At 59.4% G+C, this 17718-nt stretch carries 12 protein-coding genes; all 12 read right to left on the bottom strand.

The window, feature by feature from the left end:
* Positions 1 to 22: 22 nt before the first annotated feature.
* Entirely contained in the window at positions 23 to 343 is a 321-nt protein-coding gene (trxA, locus tag AC1ROR_RS18320; protein WP_003492832.1) for a thioredoxin, read from the bottom strand.
* A 76-nt stretch (positions 344 to 419) separates the two neighbouring features.
* Positions 420 to 3974, bottom strand: coding sequence for a double-strand break repair helicase AddA (gene addA / locus AC1ROR_RS18315; RefSeq protein WP_498590446.1), 3555 nt, complete (start codon positions 3972 to 3974; stop codon positions 420 to 422).
* Positions 3967 to 7152: a double-strand break repair protein AddB gene (gene addB, locus AC1ROR_RS18310; protein WP_498590292.1), complete on the bottom strand. Its 3186-nt coding sequence runs from the start codon at positions 7150 to 7152 to the stop codon at positions 3967 to 3969. The genes addA and addB overlap by 8 nt, the downstream gene beginning before the upstream one ends.
* Positions 7149 to 7886 (bottom strand): nucleotidyltransferase family protein, encoded by a 738-nt coding sequence (locus AC1ROR_RS18305; RefSeq protein ID WP_498590291.1) that lies wholly within the window; start codon positions 7884 to 7886, stop codon positions 7149 to 7151. The genes addB and AC1ROR_RS18305 overlap by 4 nt, the downstream gene beginning before the upstream one ends.
* A gap of 23 nt (positions 7887 to 7909) precedes the next feature.
* The gene (gene tsaE / locus AC1ROR_RS18300; protein ID WP_498590290.1) at positions 7910 to 9415 is read right to left on the bottom strand and encodes a tRNA (adenosine(37)-N6)-threonylcarbamoyltransferase complex ATPase subunit type 1 TsaE; all 1506 of its coding nucleotides are present in this window, start codon (positions 9413 to 9415) and stop codon (positions 7910 to 7912) included.
* Complete coding sequence (locus AC1ROR_RS18295) at positions 9412 to 11994, bottom strand: sensor histidine kinase (RefSeq protein ID WP_498590289.1); 2583 nt, start codon at positions 11992 to 11994, stop codon at positions 9412 to 9414. The genes tsaE and AC1ROR_RS18295 overlap by 4 nt, the downstream gene beginning before the upstream one ends.
* Positions 11995 to 12202: 208 nt before the next feature.
* On the bottom strand, positions 12203 to 13603 hold the full coding sequence (gene ahcY / locus AC1ROR_RS18290) for an adenosylhomocysteinase (protein ID WP_035222009.1): 1401 nt from the start codon (positions 13601 to 13603) through the stop codon (positions 12203 to 12205).
* 129 nt (positions 13604 to 13732) lie between these two features.
* Positions 13733 to 14008, bottom strand: a complete 276-nt coding sequence (locus AC1ROR_RS18285) for an HPr family phosphocarrier protein (protein WP_003492846.1) — start codon at positions 14006 to 14008, stop codon at positions 13733 to 13735.
* Positions 14009 to 14019: 11 nt separating this feature from the next.
* On the bottom strand, positions 14020 to 14421 hold the full coding sequence (locus tag AC1ROR_RS18280) for a PTS sugar transporter subunit IIA (protein WP_035222011.1): 402 nt from the start codon (positions 14419 to 14421) through the stop codon (positions 14020 to 14022).
* A 119-nt stretch (positions 14422 to 14540) separates the two neighbouring features.
* Complete coding sequence (locus AC1ROR_RS18275) at positions 14541 to 15011, bottom strand: HPr kinase/phosphorylase (protein WP_498590288.1); 471 nt, start codon at positions 15009 to 15011, stop codon at positions 14541 to 14543.
* Positions 15001 to 16791 (bottom strand): two-component system sensor histidine kinase ChvG, encoded by a 1791-nt coding sequence (gene chvG, locus AC1ROR_RS18270; protein WP_498590287.1) that lies wholly within the window; start codon positions 16789 to 16791, stop codon positions 15001 to 15003. Before chvG ends, AC1ROR_RS18275 begins: the two co-directional genes overlap by 11 nt.
* A 56-nt stretch (positions 16792 to 16847) precedes the next feature.
* Positions 16848 to 17576 carry a two-component system response regulator ChvI gene (gene chvI, locus AC1ROR_RS18265; protein ID WP_080600208.1) on the bottom strand — a complete coding sequence of 243 codons (729 nt, stop codon included), beginning with the start codon at positions 17574 to 17576 and terminating at the stop codon, positions 16848 to 16850.
* Positions 17577 to 17718 lie beyond the last annotated feature (142 nt).

Here is a 17718-nt window from a genome sequence, read left to right as displayed (position 1 = left end):
TTTTTCATTCCATAGAAATTACTTATGCGGCGCCGGAAATCCAGGCGGAAAGCGCTGTCTTGGGAGCAGCACCAACCTTGATATCTGCCACTTCGCCGCCCTTGAACATGGCGAGCGTCGGGATCGAGCGAACGCCGAATTTGGCGGCCAGTTCCGGGTTCTCGTCGATGTTGAGCTTTGCAACCTTGACCTTGCCGGCAAGCTCCGAAGAAATTTCTTCAAGGCTCGGGGCGATCATCTTGCAAGGGCCACACCATTCGGCCCAGAAATCCACCACAACGGGTTCGGCGGATTCGAGGACTTCGGACTGGAAGTTGGCGGCATCGACTTTTACGGTAGCCATATCTGGCTCTCCTTTCAGCTAAACTTTTCCGCTATGATGTGATGCGGGCGCGGCGAAATTTCAATGCCCCGGTATCTCACTTTGTCTTTATTGCGGCAAGGGCCTGCTTCATGGCATCGTCATCAACCGTCACAAAAGCAGCATTTTCCGTGTAGATCAACGCGCAGACAAATTCCTTGCCGGGATAAAGCGGTGCGAGGATTTCGCGATAAATGGCAAGCTGCGCCGTGTGGGAAAAGGGTATTTCGCGCGCCTCGCGCGGCGGGACGCGGTTGGTCTTGTAATCGACCAGAATGACCCGGTCGCCATCCACCGCCAGACGGTCGATACGGCCGGAAACGGCATAATGCTGCCTGCCGATCGTCATGGTTCCCATGATGGCAACTTCAGCGCGACTATTCGGCGAAAACGCCGGTTGCACCGCCGGTTCGGACATGACCCGCAAAACAGCCCGTATCAGGTGCTCGCGCTCCTTGGCCGGCCAGAAACGGGCCGCGCGTTCCGCATAACGGCGGGCTGCCTCTTCCCGTTCACTCTCGGCAAAATCGGGAAGGGCCTGCAGCATGCGATGCACCAGCCGGCCGCGCTGCAGCGCGAGCGAGGAGACATCGGCCTTTTCGCCGAACAGCGGCGAACGCACGGCAAGGTCGTCGGCGCCATCATCGATGATGGTGCCCGCACCGGAAGGGCTGAGCGGCCTCGGCAGTGGGGGCAGGGCAGGCAAGGGGGCAAGAAGTCCCGCCGGAAGAGCGTATTCTTCTTGCCCTTGCGGTTCCGGCGCTCTTTGCGGGGCAGATGCCGGGCGAGCCTCGGATTTGCGCCAGACAAGCCCCTGCCATTCCTCGCCATCCGCCATGAACTGTTGCGGCTGGCAATGATCCTGATTATCAGCCAGCGCCGCCTTCACGATGGCATGCCAGCATTCGGGATTTTCTTTCTGTCCGCGATAGCCGCAAACCACCAGATGATCGGCAGCACGCGTCATCGCCACATAAAGCAGCCGGCGATATTCGTCTTCGGCGGCCGTCTTCAGGCGGTCCTCGTCGGCGCGAATGAGATGGTTGGAAAAGCCGCTGCCGGGTAGCCAGACGGGGAAGGCGTCCCCATCCGCTTCGATGAAGCGTAGTTTCGGCACATGGCTGTGGTTGAAGGCTTTCGAACCGCCATCGACGACAAAAACCACCGGCGCTTCAAGACCCTTGGAAGCGTGCACGGTCATGATGCGTACTTCGCCGCGATCCTTGTCCTGCTCGCGCTTCACTTCCGGCGAATCCGTTTCCAGAACGGAGAGGAAGGCCTGCAGGCCGGGCAAACCGGTTCTTTCATGATCGAGTGCAAAGGACAGGAACTCGTCCAGAACATCGCTCGCCTCGTTGCCGAGCCGGCCGAGAAACTTCTTGCGCCCATCGTGCAGTGTCAGGACCGCGGCGAAGAAGTCATGCACCGTCGCCGTTTTTGAAAGCGCGATGAAGTTTTCCAGCTTGTTGACGACGACCGAGAAGCGGCTGTTTTCCTCTTGAGAAAGCGTTTGCAGTCTTTGCCACACGCTCTCCTTCTCGGATCGCGTGGCGGCGATATCGAACACGTCGTCTTCGGAAAGATTGAAAAGCGGGCTCTTCAACAGCGCAGCGAGGGAAAGATCATCCTCGGGCAACACGACAAAACCGCCAAGCGCCAGAAGATCCTGCACGGCGATATGGTCGGTCAGGCGGAGACGGTCGGCACCGGCAACGGGAATGTTCTTGCGTCGTTTCAGCTCACGGGTCAGTGCGTTGACGAAGGCGTGGCGTTTTCTGACCAGCACCAGAATGTCGCCCGGCTCGACGGCGCGTTCAACGCCTTTTTCAATGACGGTCTCGTTCCCGATCATCCCTGCGATGCGCGCCGCGATCCGGCGGGCGACGATGGTGGCCGGTGCGCTTTCTCTCAACGCATCGAAGGGTGCAGTCCAGTCATCTTCATCCTCGGCGGTTTCCGACGCCACCATATCCCAGACTTCCACGGTACCGGGATGGCCAGCGCGGTTGGAACGGTGTTCGACAGGCTCGTTATCGGCGCTGAGGCCGCTGGCATTCTTGGGGTCGGAGAAGACCTGATCGACGGCGGCCAGCACATCTTCCGTGGAACGGAAGGACAGTGGCAGGCGGATGCGGTGAAACGCCTGCTCCACCGAATCGACGCGCCTTTTTGTCTCGTCGCGTTCCTGGGAGAACCGTTCCGGCCGGGCACCCTGAAACGAATAGATCGACTGCTTTTCGTCGCCGACGGCAAAAAGCGTGCGCCGGCCCATGCGGGCGCTCTCGCCGGAAAAGAAATCCGCCGCCAGCGACTGGATGATCGACCATTGCACCGGGCTGGTATCCTGCGCCTCATCGACGAGAATATGGTCGATACCCTGATCGAGCTTGTAATGCACCCAGGCGCCTGCGGTATCGCGGTTGAGGAGATTGGCGGCGCGTTCGATCAGATCTTCGAAATCGAGCTGGCTTCGCTGCTTTTTCAAATCCTCGAAATCGGCGATCAACCGCTCGGCCAGAACAAGGGCGCATTTTGTCGCCGCCAGCATCCTCATCAGACGATAGCGGTTGCGGCAGGCGACGACATGGTCCCGCGCCAGCGTCAGCGCGTCGAGGAGATCAGGTGCCGATTTCTGCATGCCTTTGTTGATGACATAGGCATCGGATTTTTTCTCACCCTTGGCCGTCAACAGCGCGGCCTCGATGAATTCCATACGCCGCACGGGATCCGCCTGCCGTTTCGCTTCCCTGAGCGCATAAGCGACATCGATGACGCGCGATCCGCCCACTTCATCGGCAAGCGTCAGATAGGTATCGAGGGGAAGCCCCGAAAGACCGGGCAGGGGCCAGAACGCCGCCGCCGCCGTTTCCTCGGTTTCGTCCCGTTCGATCTGCATTGCCTGCCGCAATCGCGCATCGATGCTACCGAACTGACTTGCTTCAAGCAGAAAACTTCGAAGGGCACTACGATTGGCGATGATGGCGGAGAGCAGCGATTCCAGCCCGCTTTCATCTGCAAGATCAAGCACATAGGCGAGAGATTGGGCGAGCTCCGTGTCGCCCTCTGTCGAAACTGCCGTCAGAAGAGAGCGGCGTGCCTCAGCCAGCAGGGTGGTTGCAGCGCGGTCATCGAGAACGGAGAAGTGGCCGGCGACATTGGCTTCCAGCGGAAACTGATGCAGCAGCGCCTCGCAGAAAGCGTGGATCGTCTGGATTTTCAGCCCGCCCGGCGTTTCCAGCGCCTTGGCAAACAGCCGGCGCGCTTCGGCAAGCTTGAGCCGATCCGGTGCCTTTCCTTCGATGGCGGCGATGCGGTCCTTGAGATCGTTATCCGGCAATGTCGCCCATTCCGCCAGACGGTCGAAGACGCGGCTCGACATTTCGGATGCGGCGGCCTTGGTATAGGTGAGGCACAGGATCGCAGAGGGTCGGCACCCTGCCAGAAGCAGGCGGATGACGCGCTGGGTCAGAACATGGGTCTTGCCGGAGCCCGCATTGGCCGAAACCCAGGCGGAACTGGCCGGATCGGAGGCGAGCCGCTGCCGGTTGCTTGTCCAGTCAATCCAGCTTTGAGGCGTGTCCGTGGCGGGCCCGTGATCGACAGGATCAATCATCGTCGCCATCTCCCGGTTCCGCTGTCGACCATTCCGAAACGCGGGCGAGGTGGTCATATTCCCCGCCGTAGGACTGTTGCTCCTCCGGTACCAGCCGCGAGGCAAAACCATTCTCGCCCTCGCGTAGCGAACGCACGAATTTGGCCAGCTGGTCGATGGATTCGGTCGCCAGTTCGATTGCCGATTTCGGTGCTTTCTTGCCGCCCCGGCTGGAATGCTCGTTATTCACCTGGTCGGCAAAAAAACGCTCCCCTGGGCGCAGGCGAACATAGATCAGGTTTTCCGGCGTCTGCGAACCGGCCTCGCGGAAGGCGCCGCGCATGAGTGCTGCCGCTTCCAGCGCAAGCTGCGGGTCGAGCAGCGCGCGTGCCTGATTGACCGAAGGCGCAAGTCCCGTTTTGTAGTCGATAATATCCGCCTGACCACCGGTCTTGATGTCGATGCGGTCGGCAATACCGGTCAGCCTTATACCCGCCTCGGGGATTTCCTGTCCGGCACGCGCTTCGAAAAAGCTGTGGCGGATGGACGGATAACGTTCCTTCTCCCAGTCGATGAAGGCGCGCGCCACGGCCTCGAAACGCGGCCGCCAGATGACATCGATATGCAGGGGAAGGTCCTGCGCATCGAAACTCTCATCCAGAATACGCTGCATGGCTTCAAGCGAGGCAGGTGTGCCGGGAATATGGCCCTCGCGGGAATAGCGCTCGATGATCGCATGGTAGAGCGTGCCACGGTCAGCGGCGTTAGGATCGCGGTTGAACGGATGGAGAGGATCGAGCCGCAGGATACGCCGCGCATAAATTGCGTAAGGGTCGCGGCGCAGCCAGCCCACCTCGCTGAAGGAATAGCTTTTCGGCTGCAACTCGGCCGGTGGTTTCGGGGCGGGGCGCTTTGCCGCTTCCTGGTCGATGCTGGCATCCATCAGGGCCGCCCAATGGCGATAGGTCTCCCCGCGCTTCTTCAACTGGCTGGCAAAATCCTCGCCGCCCAACGCCAGAAGCCGTTGCAGCCAGCGAGAGGCGACGGCAGGTGTGGAACCCTGCCGCAGGGCGCGCGTGTAAAAAATCTGTCGGGTGCCGTTCGCCATCTCGAAATCATGCGCCAGCTGGCCGATGCGTCGTTCCGGCGGCTCCAGCCCGATGGCTGTCTTCATGTTGCGGGATAGAAACGGATTATTTGCCGTCTGGCCCGGCCAGAGCCCTTCGTTCAGGCCGCCGATGACGATGGTATCGACACTCTGCAATCTTGCTTCAAGTGCGCCAAAAATGAAAATGCGTGGATGGCGCATGGATCGCGGCTTGATTGATTCTCCGGCCACGAGTGCCGCGAATATATCGACCCATTGCGGCCCGTCGGCATCGAGAACGTCGCCGCTTTCCATCAATTCGCCAAACAGGCCGGAAAGTTTGTCGCCAGCCTCGCCGGACCAGAGCGCGGCAAGATCGTTGTTGTCATCCGCGCAGATGGCTTCGATCACGCGGCCCGTCCGCGCCGCCCAATCGGAAAGTGGCAATTTATCCGTGAAGGACCGGCCTGACCGGTCGCGGCGGACGAATGTAGCGCCGAGCGGGTCTATCGAAAGAGTGATCCTGCGCGCCAGATCGCGCGCGGCATCCACGCTTCCGTCAGGCAGTGCGAGCCGCCATGCGGGCGGGTGCCGGTCATCGCGCTGTGCGGCCAGTTGCGCATCGACAATCGCTTCAAGATTGCCGATTTCGGTTTCGACGCGGCCTCCTCTGAGTGCGATCAACTCCAGCGCTTTTGACGCTTTCGTAAATGCCGCCTCTGAAAGCCCGAAGCGGCTGAGCGGATGTTTCAGGAGAGAAATAACCGGTACCGGGTCTCCAGGTCTGAGGATCGCTTCCAGCACCAATTGCGTCAGTCCCGCCTGTGGCGTGGCGGATAGTGGCGTGCCGGCCGAATCGTCCGCTTCAATGCCGAAACGCTGCAACTCGGTCGCCACGCGCCGCGCCAGTCCGCGATCCGGCGTTATCAGTGCTGCCTGAGAGGGGCGGCCAGCGCCCGGTGTTTCAAGCGCCAGTCTGAGCGCCACAGAGATTGCGGTTGCCTCTTCGCGTTCGTTGGCCGCCTCTATCAGGGTTGCTGCTGCGAAGGCATCCTCGAAAAAGTCGGGTTGCCTGTCCTCGCGCCAGCGGTTCCAGTCACTTGTGGATTTGGCCGGTGCGAGTGCGGCCGAAAACACCGCCGCGCGCCTTTCGAGATCACTATCGATGGCTCCGATCTGAATGACGTCGTCACGCAGGATGCCGAGCTTCTGCAACAGCATGTAGAGCCCATATTGCGAGTGGGTGCGGCTCGAAGGATCGGTGGGGTCCTCGGCAATCGCTTCCCATTGTTCCTCCGGCATCGAAAGATCGAGGCCGGGAAGTACGACGACGCCCTGGGGCAGAGAGGCGACGGAGGCAATGAGGTCTGCCGCGGCCGGAATGGAACCCGTGGAGCCGGCAACGATGATCGGTCCGGTATCCGGCAAATTGGCAAGCCGGTTCGCTTCCGCCCTCAATATGCCGTTGCGATGCCGGCCTGCGGAAGAACGGTTGAGTTCGGCAAGGCGGGCTGGCCAGAAAATACTGGCGATCTTCAGGAAATCCGCGGTCAGCTGCCACCATTGGGCGTGATCACCGGTATCGAGATGTTGAAGAGCCTCCCATTCCTTTTCTTCCGTATCCATCGCATCGATCACTTCGCCAAGCGCGCGCGCCAGCCATATGGCGTCGGCGGGGCTGGCGGGTGCAACGAGCGGCGAATCGGAATGGATCGCCCGGATGGCATCCGGCAGGCTGTTGCGCCATGCCAGAATGAGGCGCGCCAGCTCGATGAGCCGGCCGGTGCCGGAAATAGGCGGCGCCAGATCCATGATTTCAGGGTTTTCGATCTCGAAAAAGCCGCTGTCGTCATCCGTTTCGCCGAGCGGCCGGATCAGCGGCAGAATGGCGGAGCGGCCACCCAGGAGATCGACGAATTCGGAGCGCAGCACGCGGGCGGAGCGCCGCGTCGGCACATAGATGGTCACCTTGGCGAGTGAAAGCGGATCGGCCGGATCGTATTTATAGCCTGATGTCAGTGTCCCGTCACACAGCGTTTCCGCGAGCGTTTTGAGGAACGGTGTTCCCGCAGCGATCGTCAGGACGCGCTTTTCGTGGTGGGAGAGCGTCATGCAGAGCGTTTTTCCCTGAATTGCCGGATGATGTTTTCGGCATCGTCAATCGCATCAGGCGTGCCGACGGTGATCCAGTGGCCGTCCAATGAAAGTCCGAAAAGCCGGTCTTTTTCGATGGCACGGTCGAAATAAATATTGAGGTTGAAGGCGTCCGCCGGCGCATCATCGAGCAGACGCGAATCCATGGCGATGGCGCCGGCATAAACCACGGGGTTCGGGTCACCGTCGCGATATCGCGCCAACGTCGCGTCACTGGAGAGATTGAAATCCCTCTTGCCGTTATGCCCGGTGGTGCGGTCCATGTCGACGCAGAGCAGGGCCATATCCATGCGTGCGGGATTGAAGAAATGCCCGAGCTTGCGCAGATTGCTGACGGCGTTCAGCTGTTCACCAATCCAGAAAAGATCGGCGTTCATGACTAAAACTGGACCGGGCTCCAGGAGCTTGAGACCCTTGGCAAGTCCGCCACCGGAATTCATCAGTTGCGAGCGCTCGTCGGAAATAAGGATTTCGGCGTCGGTGCGGTTTTCGAGATGGGCAATCATCAGTTCGGCGTGGTGATGCACGTTGACGACAATTCTTTCCGCCCCGGCTTCGACAAGGGCGTCGAGCGCGTAGTCGATCATCGGCTTGCCGGCAATCTTGACGAGCGGCTTCGGAATTGTATCCGTAATCGGGCGCATCCGCGTGCCGAGCCCTGCGGCCAACACCATCGCATTCTTGATCGTCATCGTGGTCAACCGTTTTTCAGTCTTTAAAATTCCATGCCCATACGGACGCACCAGTCTCTGAGCGGCGCAAGTTCGGGATGCGAAAGCGCCGTAGCGAGATAGCGAAGCGTCCTCGGCATATGTTTCATATAACCGGGTTTGCCATCGCGTTCCAACAGCCTTACCCAGATGCCGGCCAGCTTGCAGTTCCGCTGCGCCGACATGATGGCGAAAGCCTTGAGAAAGGACGCCTCATCGAAAGACGGCTCGATTCGTCTATTGTCGAGATAGCGCGAAAGCAGGCGTGCCTGCAGCTCGGGCGAAATGGTGACCCGCGCATCCTGCACGATGGAGGCGAGATCGTAGGCCGTCGGCCCGATCATCGCATCCTGAAAATCGATCAGGCCGACCTGTCGGACGCCGGAATTCTGCTGTTGCCAGAGAATGTTCGGCGAATGAAAATCGCGCAGCAGAAGCCCCGTTTCGCACCCGCCAAGCGCATCGATCAACTCGTCCCACAGGGCGTAATAATCGCTCTTCTCGCCATCGGACAGTGGTTTGCCGCGTTTGTGGGGCAGATACCATTCTACCAGCAGAGAGACTTCGATCTTCATCGCCTGCCGGTCGAAGGGAGGAACCTCGTAGGTGCTGCCGTCACCCACCTGCAGCACGTCAGGCTGCGGAGATTGATGAAGGGCGGCGAGGCAGGCGACGCTTTGCAGATAACGTTCCTCTATCGGCGCTCCGTCCGGCGCAAGCACGCCATCCCGCCCAAGGTCTTCCAGCAGGAGAATACCCTGATTGATATCCGCCGCGAGAATCTCCGGTGCGCAAAAGCCGCTGTTTCGCAGATAATTGCCGATCGCGACGAAAGAACCTGCATCCTGAGCAAGATGGGCGATTTCCGCATAGGTCTTACCGTCCGCAATGATCGCCCCTTTCAAGGGACGTCGCCAATCCATCAGGATGAGGTCCGGACCGTCGGTGGAAATGGTCTCATAGGCGCGTGTAGACGCATCGCCGCTCAGAAAACGGCGGGCCGCATCGCCTTTGCCGTTTTTCGTTAGGAATTCGCGAATGGCGAAAACACGCTCGAGCCGCGCTTTGAGTTTTGCCGGGGCCTCGATGACGGCCAGACGGCCTTCACCCGAATGTGTCAGCGTGAGGGTGATGGTCTGCTCTGGCGGCAGAACCTCGGCGGCGATATCCGGCCATTCGATCAGGCAGATGCCGTCCTCCAGCATTTCGTCGATGCCAAGCTCATCCAGTTCCGAAACATCCGAAAGCCGGTAAAGATCGAGATGAGCGACAGGAGTACGAGCGGAATAGGTCTGGATGATCGTGAAGGTGGGGCTTGGAACCTCGAGATCGGGCTCATCCGCCATTGCCCGGATAAAGGCGCGGGCGAGGGTGGATTTGCCGGCACCGAGATCGCCGATGAGCGCGAGGCAATCGCCAGCCTTCAAAGCCAGAGCGAGGTCCTCACCCAACCGGATGGTATCTTTTTCTCCCTCTAGGGAAATGGTGATCGGCAAGATGTCTTCGCTCATTCTGCAGCGATGGAATGCGGGCGTGTGCCGGAAGGGATGCGGCAGGTGACGGTGGTGCCGTTGCCCGGCCGGCTGTCGATGCTGACGGTGCCGTGATGGAGGCTGACGAAGCTTTCCACGATGGAAAGGCCAAGCCCTGCGCCGGTCCGCCGCCCGCCATTACCGCGCGTCTCGAAGCGGTCGAATACGCTCTTCAGCATGTCTTCCGGAATGCCCGGCCCCTTGTCCGCCACCGAGAACAGGAAGTCACCTTCACTACGCTGGCAGGAAAGCTGAACGGCAGAGCCTTCCGGCGCGAAGTTGATCGCATTGGTCAGGAGCTTGATGAGGATCTGCTTCAGGCGCTGATGATCGGCCACCAGACTGCCAAGATGGGCAGGGGCGATGATCTCGAGCGAAATGCCGCTCTCCTGCAGCCGGTCGGCAATCTGCACCGAAACGTCTTCGAGCAATTCGTTCAGATCGTTTTCCGAATAATTCAGCTGCATGATGCCGGCATCAACGGTCGCGAGATCGAGAATATCGTTGACGATGGTGAGCAGAACCGAGGATGAGGTGGAAATATGGTCGAGATATTCCGCCTGCCGTTCCGTCAATTGTCCGAGACCCGGCGTTTTCAGAAGGTCGGTGAAACCGATGATATTGGTCAGCGGCGAGCGCAATTCGTAAGAGACATGCTGCACGAAATCGTTCTTCAGCTCGTCGGCCTTGAGCAGCGCGTCGTTCTTTTCCTTGAGTGCCCGCTCGGCGCGCACGCTGTCAGTCATGTTGACGAAGGTCAGCATGGTCTGCGCATCCGGCAGCGGGATGATGGCGAAGTCGAGCACGAGACCTGAGAGCAGCTCCAGCGTGCCCTGTTTGGACGGACGTTCATCGTCGAAGCTGGTGATGAACTGGCTGAAGGCGCGCCAGCCGTCCGGCCTGTCATAGGATGGTGTGCAGGCCGTCTCAATGGCGCGGATATGCGTTCCCGTCTCAGCCTGTTCAGCAGTCACGCCCCAGAGCGCCCGGAACGCCGGATTGGAAAGGCGAATGCGGCCATCCGCACCGAACACGGCGACACCTTCTGCCAGATGGTCGATGGTTTCGCCCTGCACCTTTACCAGCGTGTTGTAACGCATCTGCAGATCGACCTGCTCGGTCAGGTTTTCGAATACCCAGGTTGCGCCACCCTGCGGATGGGCGGTCGCGATGACCCGCAAGGTCTGGCCGTTGGGCAGATGCCAGAGATCGGTCTTGGTATCGAGTGAGCGGTAGACGGAGAGCGCCGTCTCCTTCCAGTTCTTCCAGTTCAGCTGCTCGGGCAATTTGCCGGCGGTCCTTAGCCTGTCCAGGAGCTCGGAATTATCAGGCCCGGATTCGAGGAAAACCAGATCGAAACCCCACAGGGTGGCGAAAGCCTGGTTGTAGAATTGCAGCCGCTGCCGGCCGTCGAAAATGGCGACGGGCGTTGCCAGATGATCGAGCGTTTCGGCGTGGCTTTTCAGAACCCGCTTGAGTTCTTCGCCAATCGTCTCCGCTTCGGTGGCATCAATGGCGATGCCGGCCGAACCGCCCGCCGTCTTGATATCGACGACATCGAAGAAGGTGCGGTTTCCGGAAACGACTGTCGAAATACGGTCGTGATAGGGTGATTCCGGCGTCGCAGCCGCGCGTATCTTCTGCCGGGTGACAGTGTTCAGAAGCTCGCGTTTCTCATGAACGGCCTGTTCGGCATCACGCGCATCCACCGCCTGCGAATAGGCATGGTTGACCCAGGTGAGCTCGCCTTCGCCATTGCGCCGCCAGACGGGTTGCTCAATGGAATCCAGAAGTTCCTGAAACGTGGAGACAGAGGCAATCAGGCGCTCGCGCTCCACCTGCAATTCGGCAAGCTCAGCACGCAGATTGTTAAGCGCGATGAAACGCGCAAAGGCATTGCCGCCGGAAACCCGGCCTTGAACTTCAATGACCTCGCCGCGCTGCGTCTCAATGGTCAGATCGAAACTCTGCGCATGGCTGCGCAATTTTTCCAGCGATTTTTCAAGCTGGCTTGCGGATGAGGGTTTCAGCCAGCGCCCGAAGGCCAGAAAATCATGGTCGGCCTGTGGCGCGCCCGTTTCCACCGGCAATTGCCCGAGAAATTCGGGACGCTTGTCAGCACCGTCCCAGATGACGATGCGTCGGCTTTTGTCCGAAATCAGCGCTTCGTATTTAGCGATCTTGTGGTGGGACTGGGCAAGTGCTTGACGGTATTCGCTGCTTTCCGCCTCTATATTGCCGCGCTGGCGCACCAGCCAGACGACGGAGAACAGCGTTGCCGAAAGCATGCCGACAAAGAGCGAATAGGTGATGGTTTCCCCGGACGAAAACAGCCGTGCACCCGTCTTGGCTACAATACCGTCCTGCGCCAGTGCCGCACTTGCAGAGCCAGCCAGAACCGTACCCGACATCAGGACGGGAAGCCGTGAAAAGCCTGTCCGAACCGCACTGACGACCCGCTGGCAACGCGCAAGAGCCGCGCTCAATGCCACGCCAGCATGCGTGTTTTCAACGCGTTGAACTGTCTGCTCGCGCAGATCCGAATTGTGAACCGTCATCCCCGGTCTGTCTCCGTCCTATGTGCCGCATCTTCGACAAGACATCCCATTTCGTCCCCGCCGCCCTTTGGCGTGTCCGAATCAAGTCTGATGACAATACCGCCTTCATAAATCTGCGGAAAGGGAGCGCGCAAAAAAGATGCCGCGCGCTTTGTCAAGCGCGCGGCATCTATATATTGTGTAATTTCGGTGGATATTAACTATGAAATTAATATCTGTAGTGTTCCGCCTTGAACGGACCCTGCTTGGAGATGCCGATATAATCTGCCTGCAGGTCGGTCAGTTCCGTCAGGCGCACGCCGAGCTTCTCGAGATGAAGGCGTGCGACCTTCTCGTCGAGGTGCTTCGGCAGCACATAAACTTCGTTCTTGTATTCGCCCTGCTTGGTGAAGAGCTCAATCTGGCCCAGCACCTGGTTGGTGAAGGACGCAGACATGACGAAGGACGGGTGACCGGTGGCGTTGCCGAGGTTCAGCAGGCGGCCTTCGGAAAGAAGAATGATGCGGTTGCCCTTCGGGAACTCGATCATGTCGACCTGCGGCTTGATGTTCGTCCACTTCAGGTTACGCAGCGATGCGACCTGAATCTCGTTGTCGAAGTGGCCGATATTGCCGACGATCGCCATGTCCTTCATCTCGCGCATATGCTCGATGCGGATGACGTCCTTGTTGCCGGTGGTGGTGATGAAGATATCCGCCGACGAAATGACGTCTTCCAGGCGAACGACTTCAAAACCGTCCATGGCGGCCTGCAATGCGCAGATCGGATCGATTTCGGTGACCTTCACGCGGGCACCGGCGCCCTGCAGCGATGCTGCCGAACCCTTGCCCACATCGCCGTAACCGCAGACCACGGCGACCTTGCCGGCCATCATCACGTCGGTTGCGCGGCGAATGCCGTCGACGAGCGATTCCTTGCAGCCGTATTTGTTGTCGAACTTCGACTTGGTGACGCTGTCATTGACGTTGATGGCAGGGAAGGGCAGCAGGCCCTTCTTGCTGAGGTCGTAAAGACGGTGAACGCCGGTCGTCGTTTCTTCGGTAACGCCCTTCAGCGCGTCGCGCTGCTTGGTGAACCAGCCGGGCGAAGCCTTCAGGCGCTTGTTGATCTGCGCGAAGAGGATCTCTTCTTCTTCGGAGCCGGGATTGGAAAGAACGTCCTCACCGGCTTCGGCGCGCGCACCGAGCAGGATGTACATGGTGGCGTCGCCGCCATCATCGAGGATCATGTTGGAGAGACCGCCATCGGTCCACTGGAAAATCTTGTCGGTATATTCCCAATATTCCGTCAGGCTTTCACCCTTGACGGCGAAGACCGGAATGCCGGCTGCTGCAATGGCCGCTGCCGCATGGTCTTGCGTCGAGAAAATGTTGCAGGACGCCCAGCGGATATCCGCTCCGAGTTCCTTGAGGGTCTCGATCAGAACGCCGGTCTGGATCGTCATGTGAAGAGAACCGGTGATGCGTGCACCCTTCAGGGGCTTGCTCTCGCCGAATTCCTTGCGGCAGGACATCAGGCCAGGCATTTCGGTTTCGGCGATGTCCAGTTCCTTGCGGCCGAATGCGGCAAGATTGATATCGGCGACGATGTAGTCCTTCTCAAGGCTCATGAGGTTCTCCAGATCAGAAATGCCGCGCCTGTCAGCCCGGCTTTTAAACGTAGCAGGGGTTTAGCAGGCCACAAACGATCTGGCAATGATGATATAAAGAAGTCTTTATGTCTTTATATGGGGGATAGGTTAGGCTTCTTCGCCGAAGCGGTCGGCGACAAGTGCCTCGAGTGCGGCAAGCGCTTCTTCCGCCTGGTTGCCGCTTGCCTCGACATAAACGCTGCAGCCGGGGCTGGCCGCCAGCATCATGAGACCCATGATGGAGGTGCCGCCAACGGTCATGCCATCCTTGGAAACCGTAATCGTCGCGTCGAACCCCTCGACCATCTGCACGAACTTCGCGGATGCCCGGGCGTGGAGACCGCGTTTGTTGATGATCGGTAATTCCCGGGAGAATGGCGACATGGGCTGACTTCTCACTTGCCGCTCAAAACGCGGCTGGCGACGTTGATATATTTGCGGCCGGCGTCAGATGCATCCTGGAGCGCCTTGTCCATGTTGTCTTCGCTGCGAACGCCGGCGAGCTTTATCAGCATGGGAAGATTGACGCCGGCGATGACTTCGACATTGCCGTTATTCATGACGGAAATCGCGAGATTCGAGGGCGTGCCGCCGAACATATCCGTCAGGATAATGACGCCATTGCCATCATTGGCGCGTGTGACGGCGTCGATGATATCCTGCCGGCGCTGATCCATGTCGTCTTCGGGACCGATACAGACCGTCTCGATCAATTTCTGGGGACCGACGACATGCTCCAACGCATGGCGAAACTCCTCAGCCAGCTTGCCATGGGTGACAAGCACTAGTCCGATCATGAAATGCTCCCTTGCACACGCACTCTCATTGCCGACTATCGCAACGCGGCAATCCTGTCCATCGGTGGGATTTCATCTTGATGAGGAAAATGCGAATCGCAAGCCTAAAATCGCCCGAATCACGGTCGCTTCACATTCGTTTTAAAAAGATTTTGAGCAAGTGCAGCAAATTTTCCATAGGGCGTAAGACTGGAAAGCGGAATGCGCAGAAGCGGAAGATGCCCGCCGCAGGGTAGCAACACCACCTCGTCATCTTCGGGAAGTCTGGGATTTTCGGGTGAAAGAACTGTCGTGACGGCGAAATCTAGTGGCGCACTCGCAACGCTTTTGATTGAAACAATGCCGCTGCCGCGCAGTTCCAGCAATCCGGCGATCGCTTCCGGCCGCTCCGCAATGATGGTTTCGCCGTCGCGATACACGAAAATCTGATCGTCCGCGATCAGTGCTGCCGTCAATCCGCAGCGTTCAGCCTCGACCAGGAAGCTGAAGGCAAGCTCGCTTTTGCCGCTGCCGGAGGGTCCGGTGAAGAGGATGCCGGTCTTGTCTACGACGATGGCGGTAGCGTGCAGGTTGAAGCGTTCAGCGTTCATGGGTCTCGGCCGCCGGCAGCGACAGGGTGAAGCGCGCGCCGGAAATCACACCGTATTTGTCGACGACATTTTCCGCCCTGAGGCTGCCGCCATGGGCTTCGGCGATCTGGCGGCTGATGGAAAGGCCAAGGCCGGAATTCTGCCCGAAGCCTTCGCTGGCCGGCCGGTCGGTGTAGAAGCGCTCGAAAATCCGGTCGATATCTTCTGCCTGAATGCCCGGTCCGTTGTCTTCCACCTGCACAAGGCAACGATCCTTGTGGCGGGAAAGGCGCACAGTGATGCGGCCGCTTTCCTCCGCGACGAAAGAGCGCGCATTCTCGATGAGGTTGGTAACGATCTGGCCTATGCGAAGATCGTGGCCATTCACCACGAAAGAGATCTTGGTACCTGCCTTCCGGTCGACGACATAGTCGATCGTCACGCTTTTCTTTTTGGTGCTTATCTGGCGGGATATATCCACCAGACCCTTCATCAGCACATCGAGATCAAGCGGCGAAGCATCGGCGCGCGCCAGCTCGGCATCGAGCCGCGACGCGTCCGAAATATCGCTGATGAGGCGGTCGAGGCGGCGCACATCGTGGAAAATGATCTCGGTCAGACGCTGCTTGGACTCTTCGGTCTTGGCGCGCGGCAGCGTTTCAACGGCGCTGCGCAGCGACGTCAGCGGGTTCTTGAGCTCGTGGCTGACATCGGCAGCAAAACTTTCGATCGCATCGATACGGTCGTAGAGTGCGGTCGTCATTTCACGCAACGCTATCGAGAGGTTGCCGATCTCGTCCTGACGCGCTGAGAAATCCGGTATTTCCTCACGGGTCCTCGCCCCGCGGCGCACGCGGATCGCTGCAGCCGACAGCCGCCGGAGCGGCGTGGCGATGGTGGAGGACAGGAGCAGAGACAGCACGATATTGACCAGCGTGGCGATGCCGAACACACGCATGATCGCAAGGCGTTCCGCATGCACGATCTTGTCGATATCGCCCGCCTGCGTCGAAAGCAGCAGCACGCCAAGCACAGCCCGGAAGCGCTGCACCGGCACGGCGACCGAAACGATCAGCTCGCCCTTTTCGGTCACGCGCACCACAGCACCACGAACGCCGGTCAGCGCATTCATCACCTCCGGATAGATGGAGCCGTCGCCGCCCGGCGCTTCTTTGTATTGCGGTAGGCTGCTTGGTTGCAGCATGCGGTTGAACATGCTGGTGAACCATTCGCCCCAGGTCTGGGTTTCCGGTGTCACCGGCGGCAGATCGAAGCGCAGGACCTGTCCGCGCGAATAAAGATGGCGGGAATCGAGAAGCAGGTTGGCATCGGCATCGAACAGCCGGGCGCGGGTGCGGGTCGGCGAAATCAGCCGGCGCAGCACCGGGGCTACTCGTTCCGGATTGATCGGAAAACTCAGGTCCTCGTCATTGGGGGCAGGAGTAATGCTCTGCCCCGCCTGCAATTCGAGAAGCTTTTCCGGATTGATGGTGATCGAGTTGGTGTCAACCGAGGCGGAGGCGGAAATGGCGCCGGCGATGATTTCGCCCTGCGTCAGAAGGCTTTCCACCCGCGCGTCGATCAGCCCCTCGCGGAACTGGTTGAGGTAAAGAATGCCACCGACCAGAACCACGGTCGCTGCAACGTTGAAGAACAGAATACGGCGCGTGAGGCTGGAAAACACCGCATTGCCGAAAATGCGCCGGATGATCGTCAGCGGATGGATACGATGGCGGCGTTCGCTGCCGCGTTCTTCGGCATCGTCACTATCCGAGACGGTTTCCGGCGTTTTCTTCAACACGTATTTAAGTCCTCGCCACCACTTTTCGGGTGGTCTCTTCCGATTTGCGTGCCGATTCAGGCCGCTTCGCGGAAGCGATATCCTACGCCATAAAGCGTTTCAATCATATCGAAGTCGCCGTCGACCAGTTTGAACTTCTTGCGAAGGCGCTTGATGTGGCTGTCGATGGTGCGGTCATCCACATAGACCTGCTCGTCATAGGCGGCATCCATCAGCGCGTCGCGGCTTTTCACCACGCCCGGCCTCTGTGCAAGCGAATGCAGGATGAGGAATTCAGTAACGGTGAGCGTTACCGGTTCGCCCTTCCAGGTGCAGGTATGGCGTTCCTGGTCCATGGCGAGCTGCCCGCGTTCAAGCGTGCGCGCCTGCTGGTCCGCAGTCGGTTTCGCCGCGCCGCCACCGGCAACGGGGGAGGCGTCGCGGCTGCTGGCGCGGCGCAGGATGGCCTTGACGCGCTCCACCAGAAGACGCTGCGAAAAAGGCTTTGTGATGAAATCGTCAGCGCCCATCTTCAGGCCGAACAATTCGTCGATCTCTTCGTCCTTGGACGTCAGGAAGATAACGGGAATATCCGATTTCTGGCGAAGACGCCGCAAAAGCTCCATGCCGTCCATGCGGGGCATCTTGATGTCGAAAATGGCGAGCTGCGGCGGGCGGGCGATCAGCCCGTCAAGCGCGGACGCGCCGTCCGTATACGTTTCGACCCGGTACCCTTCGGCTTCGAGCGCGATCGATACCGAAGTGAGAATGTTCCGGTCATCGTCGACAAGCGCGATAGTCTGCATGTAGTTGGTCTCCATCGTCATTTTCTCGTAACTCCCGACATTCACCCAGCCAAGGTTGTGCGCCGTGAGCCACTCTCTTGAGTATAAAGGTGGAACAAATTGTGGCAAAGGAAATCTCGCAGCCAAATCCGCAGCGCGATCA

This window comes from Agrobacterium sp. GW821-FHT14E08 (genome assembly GCF_058803865.1).
Note: the sequence above shows the minus strand (reverse complement) of the source record. Positions and strands in the feature narration are given on the sequence as shown.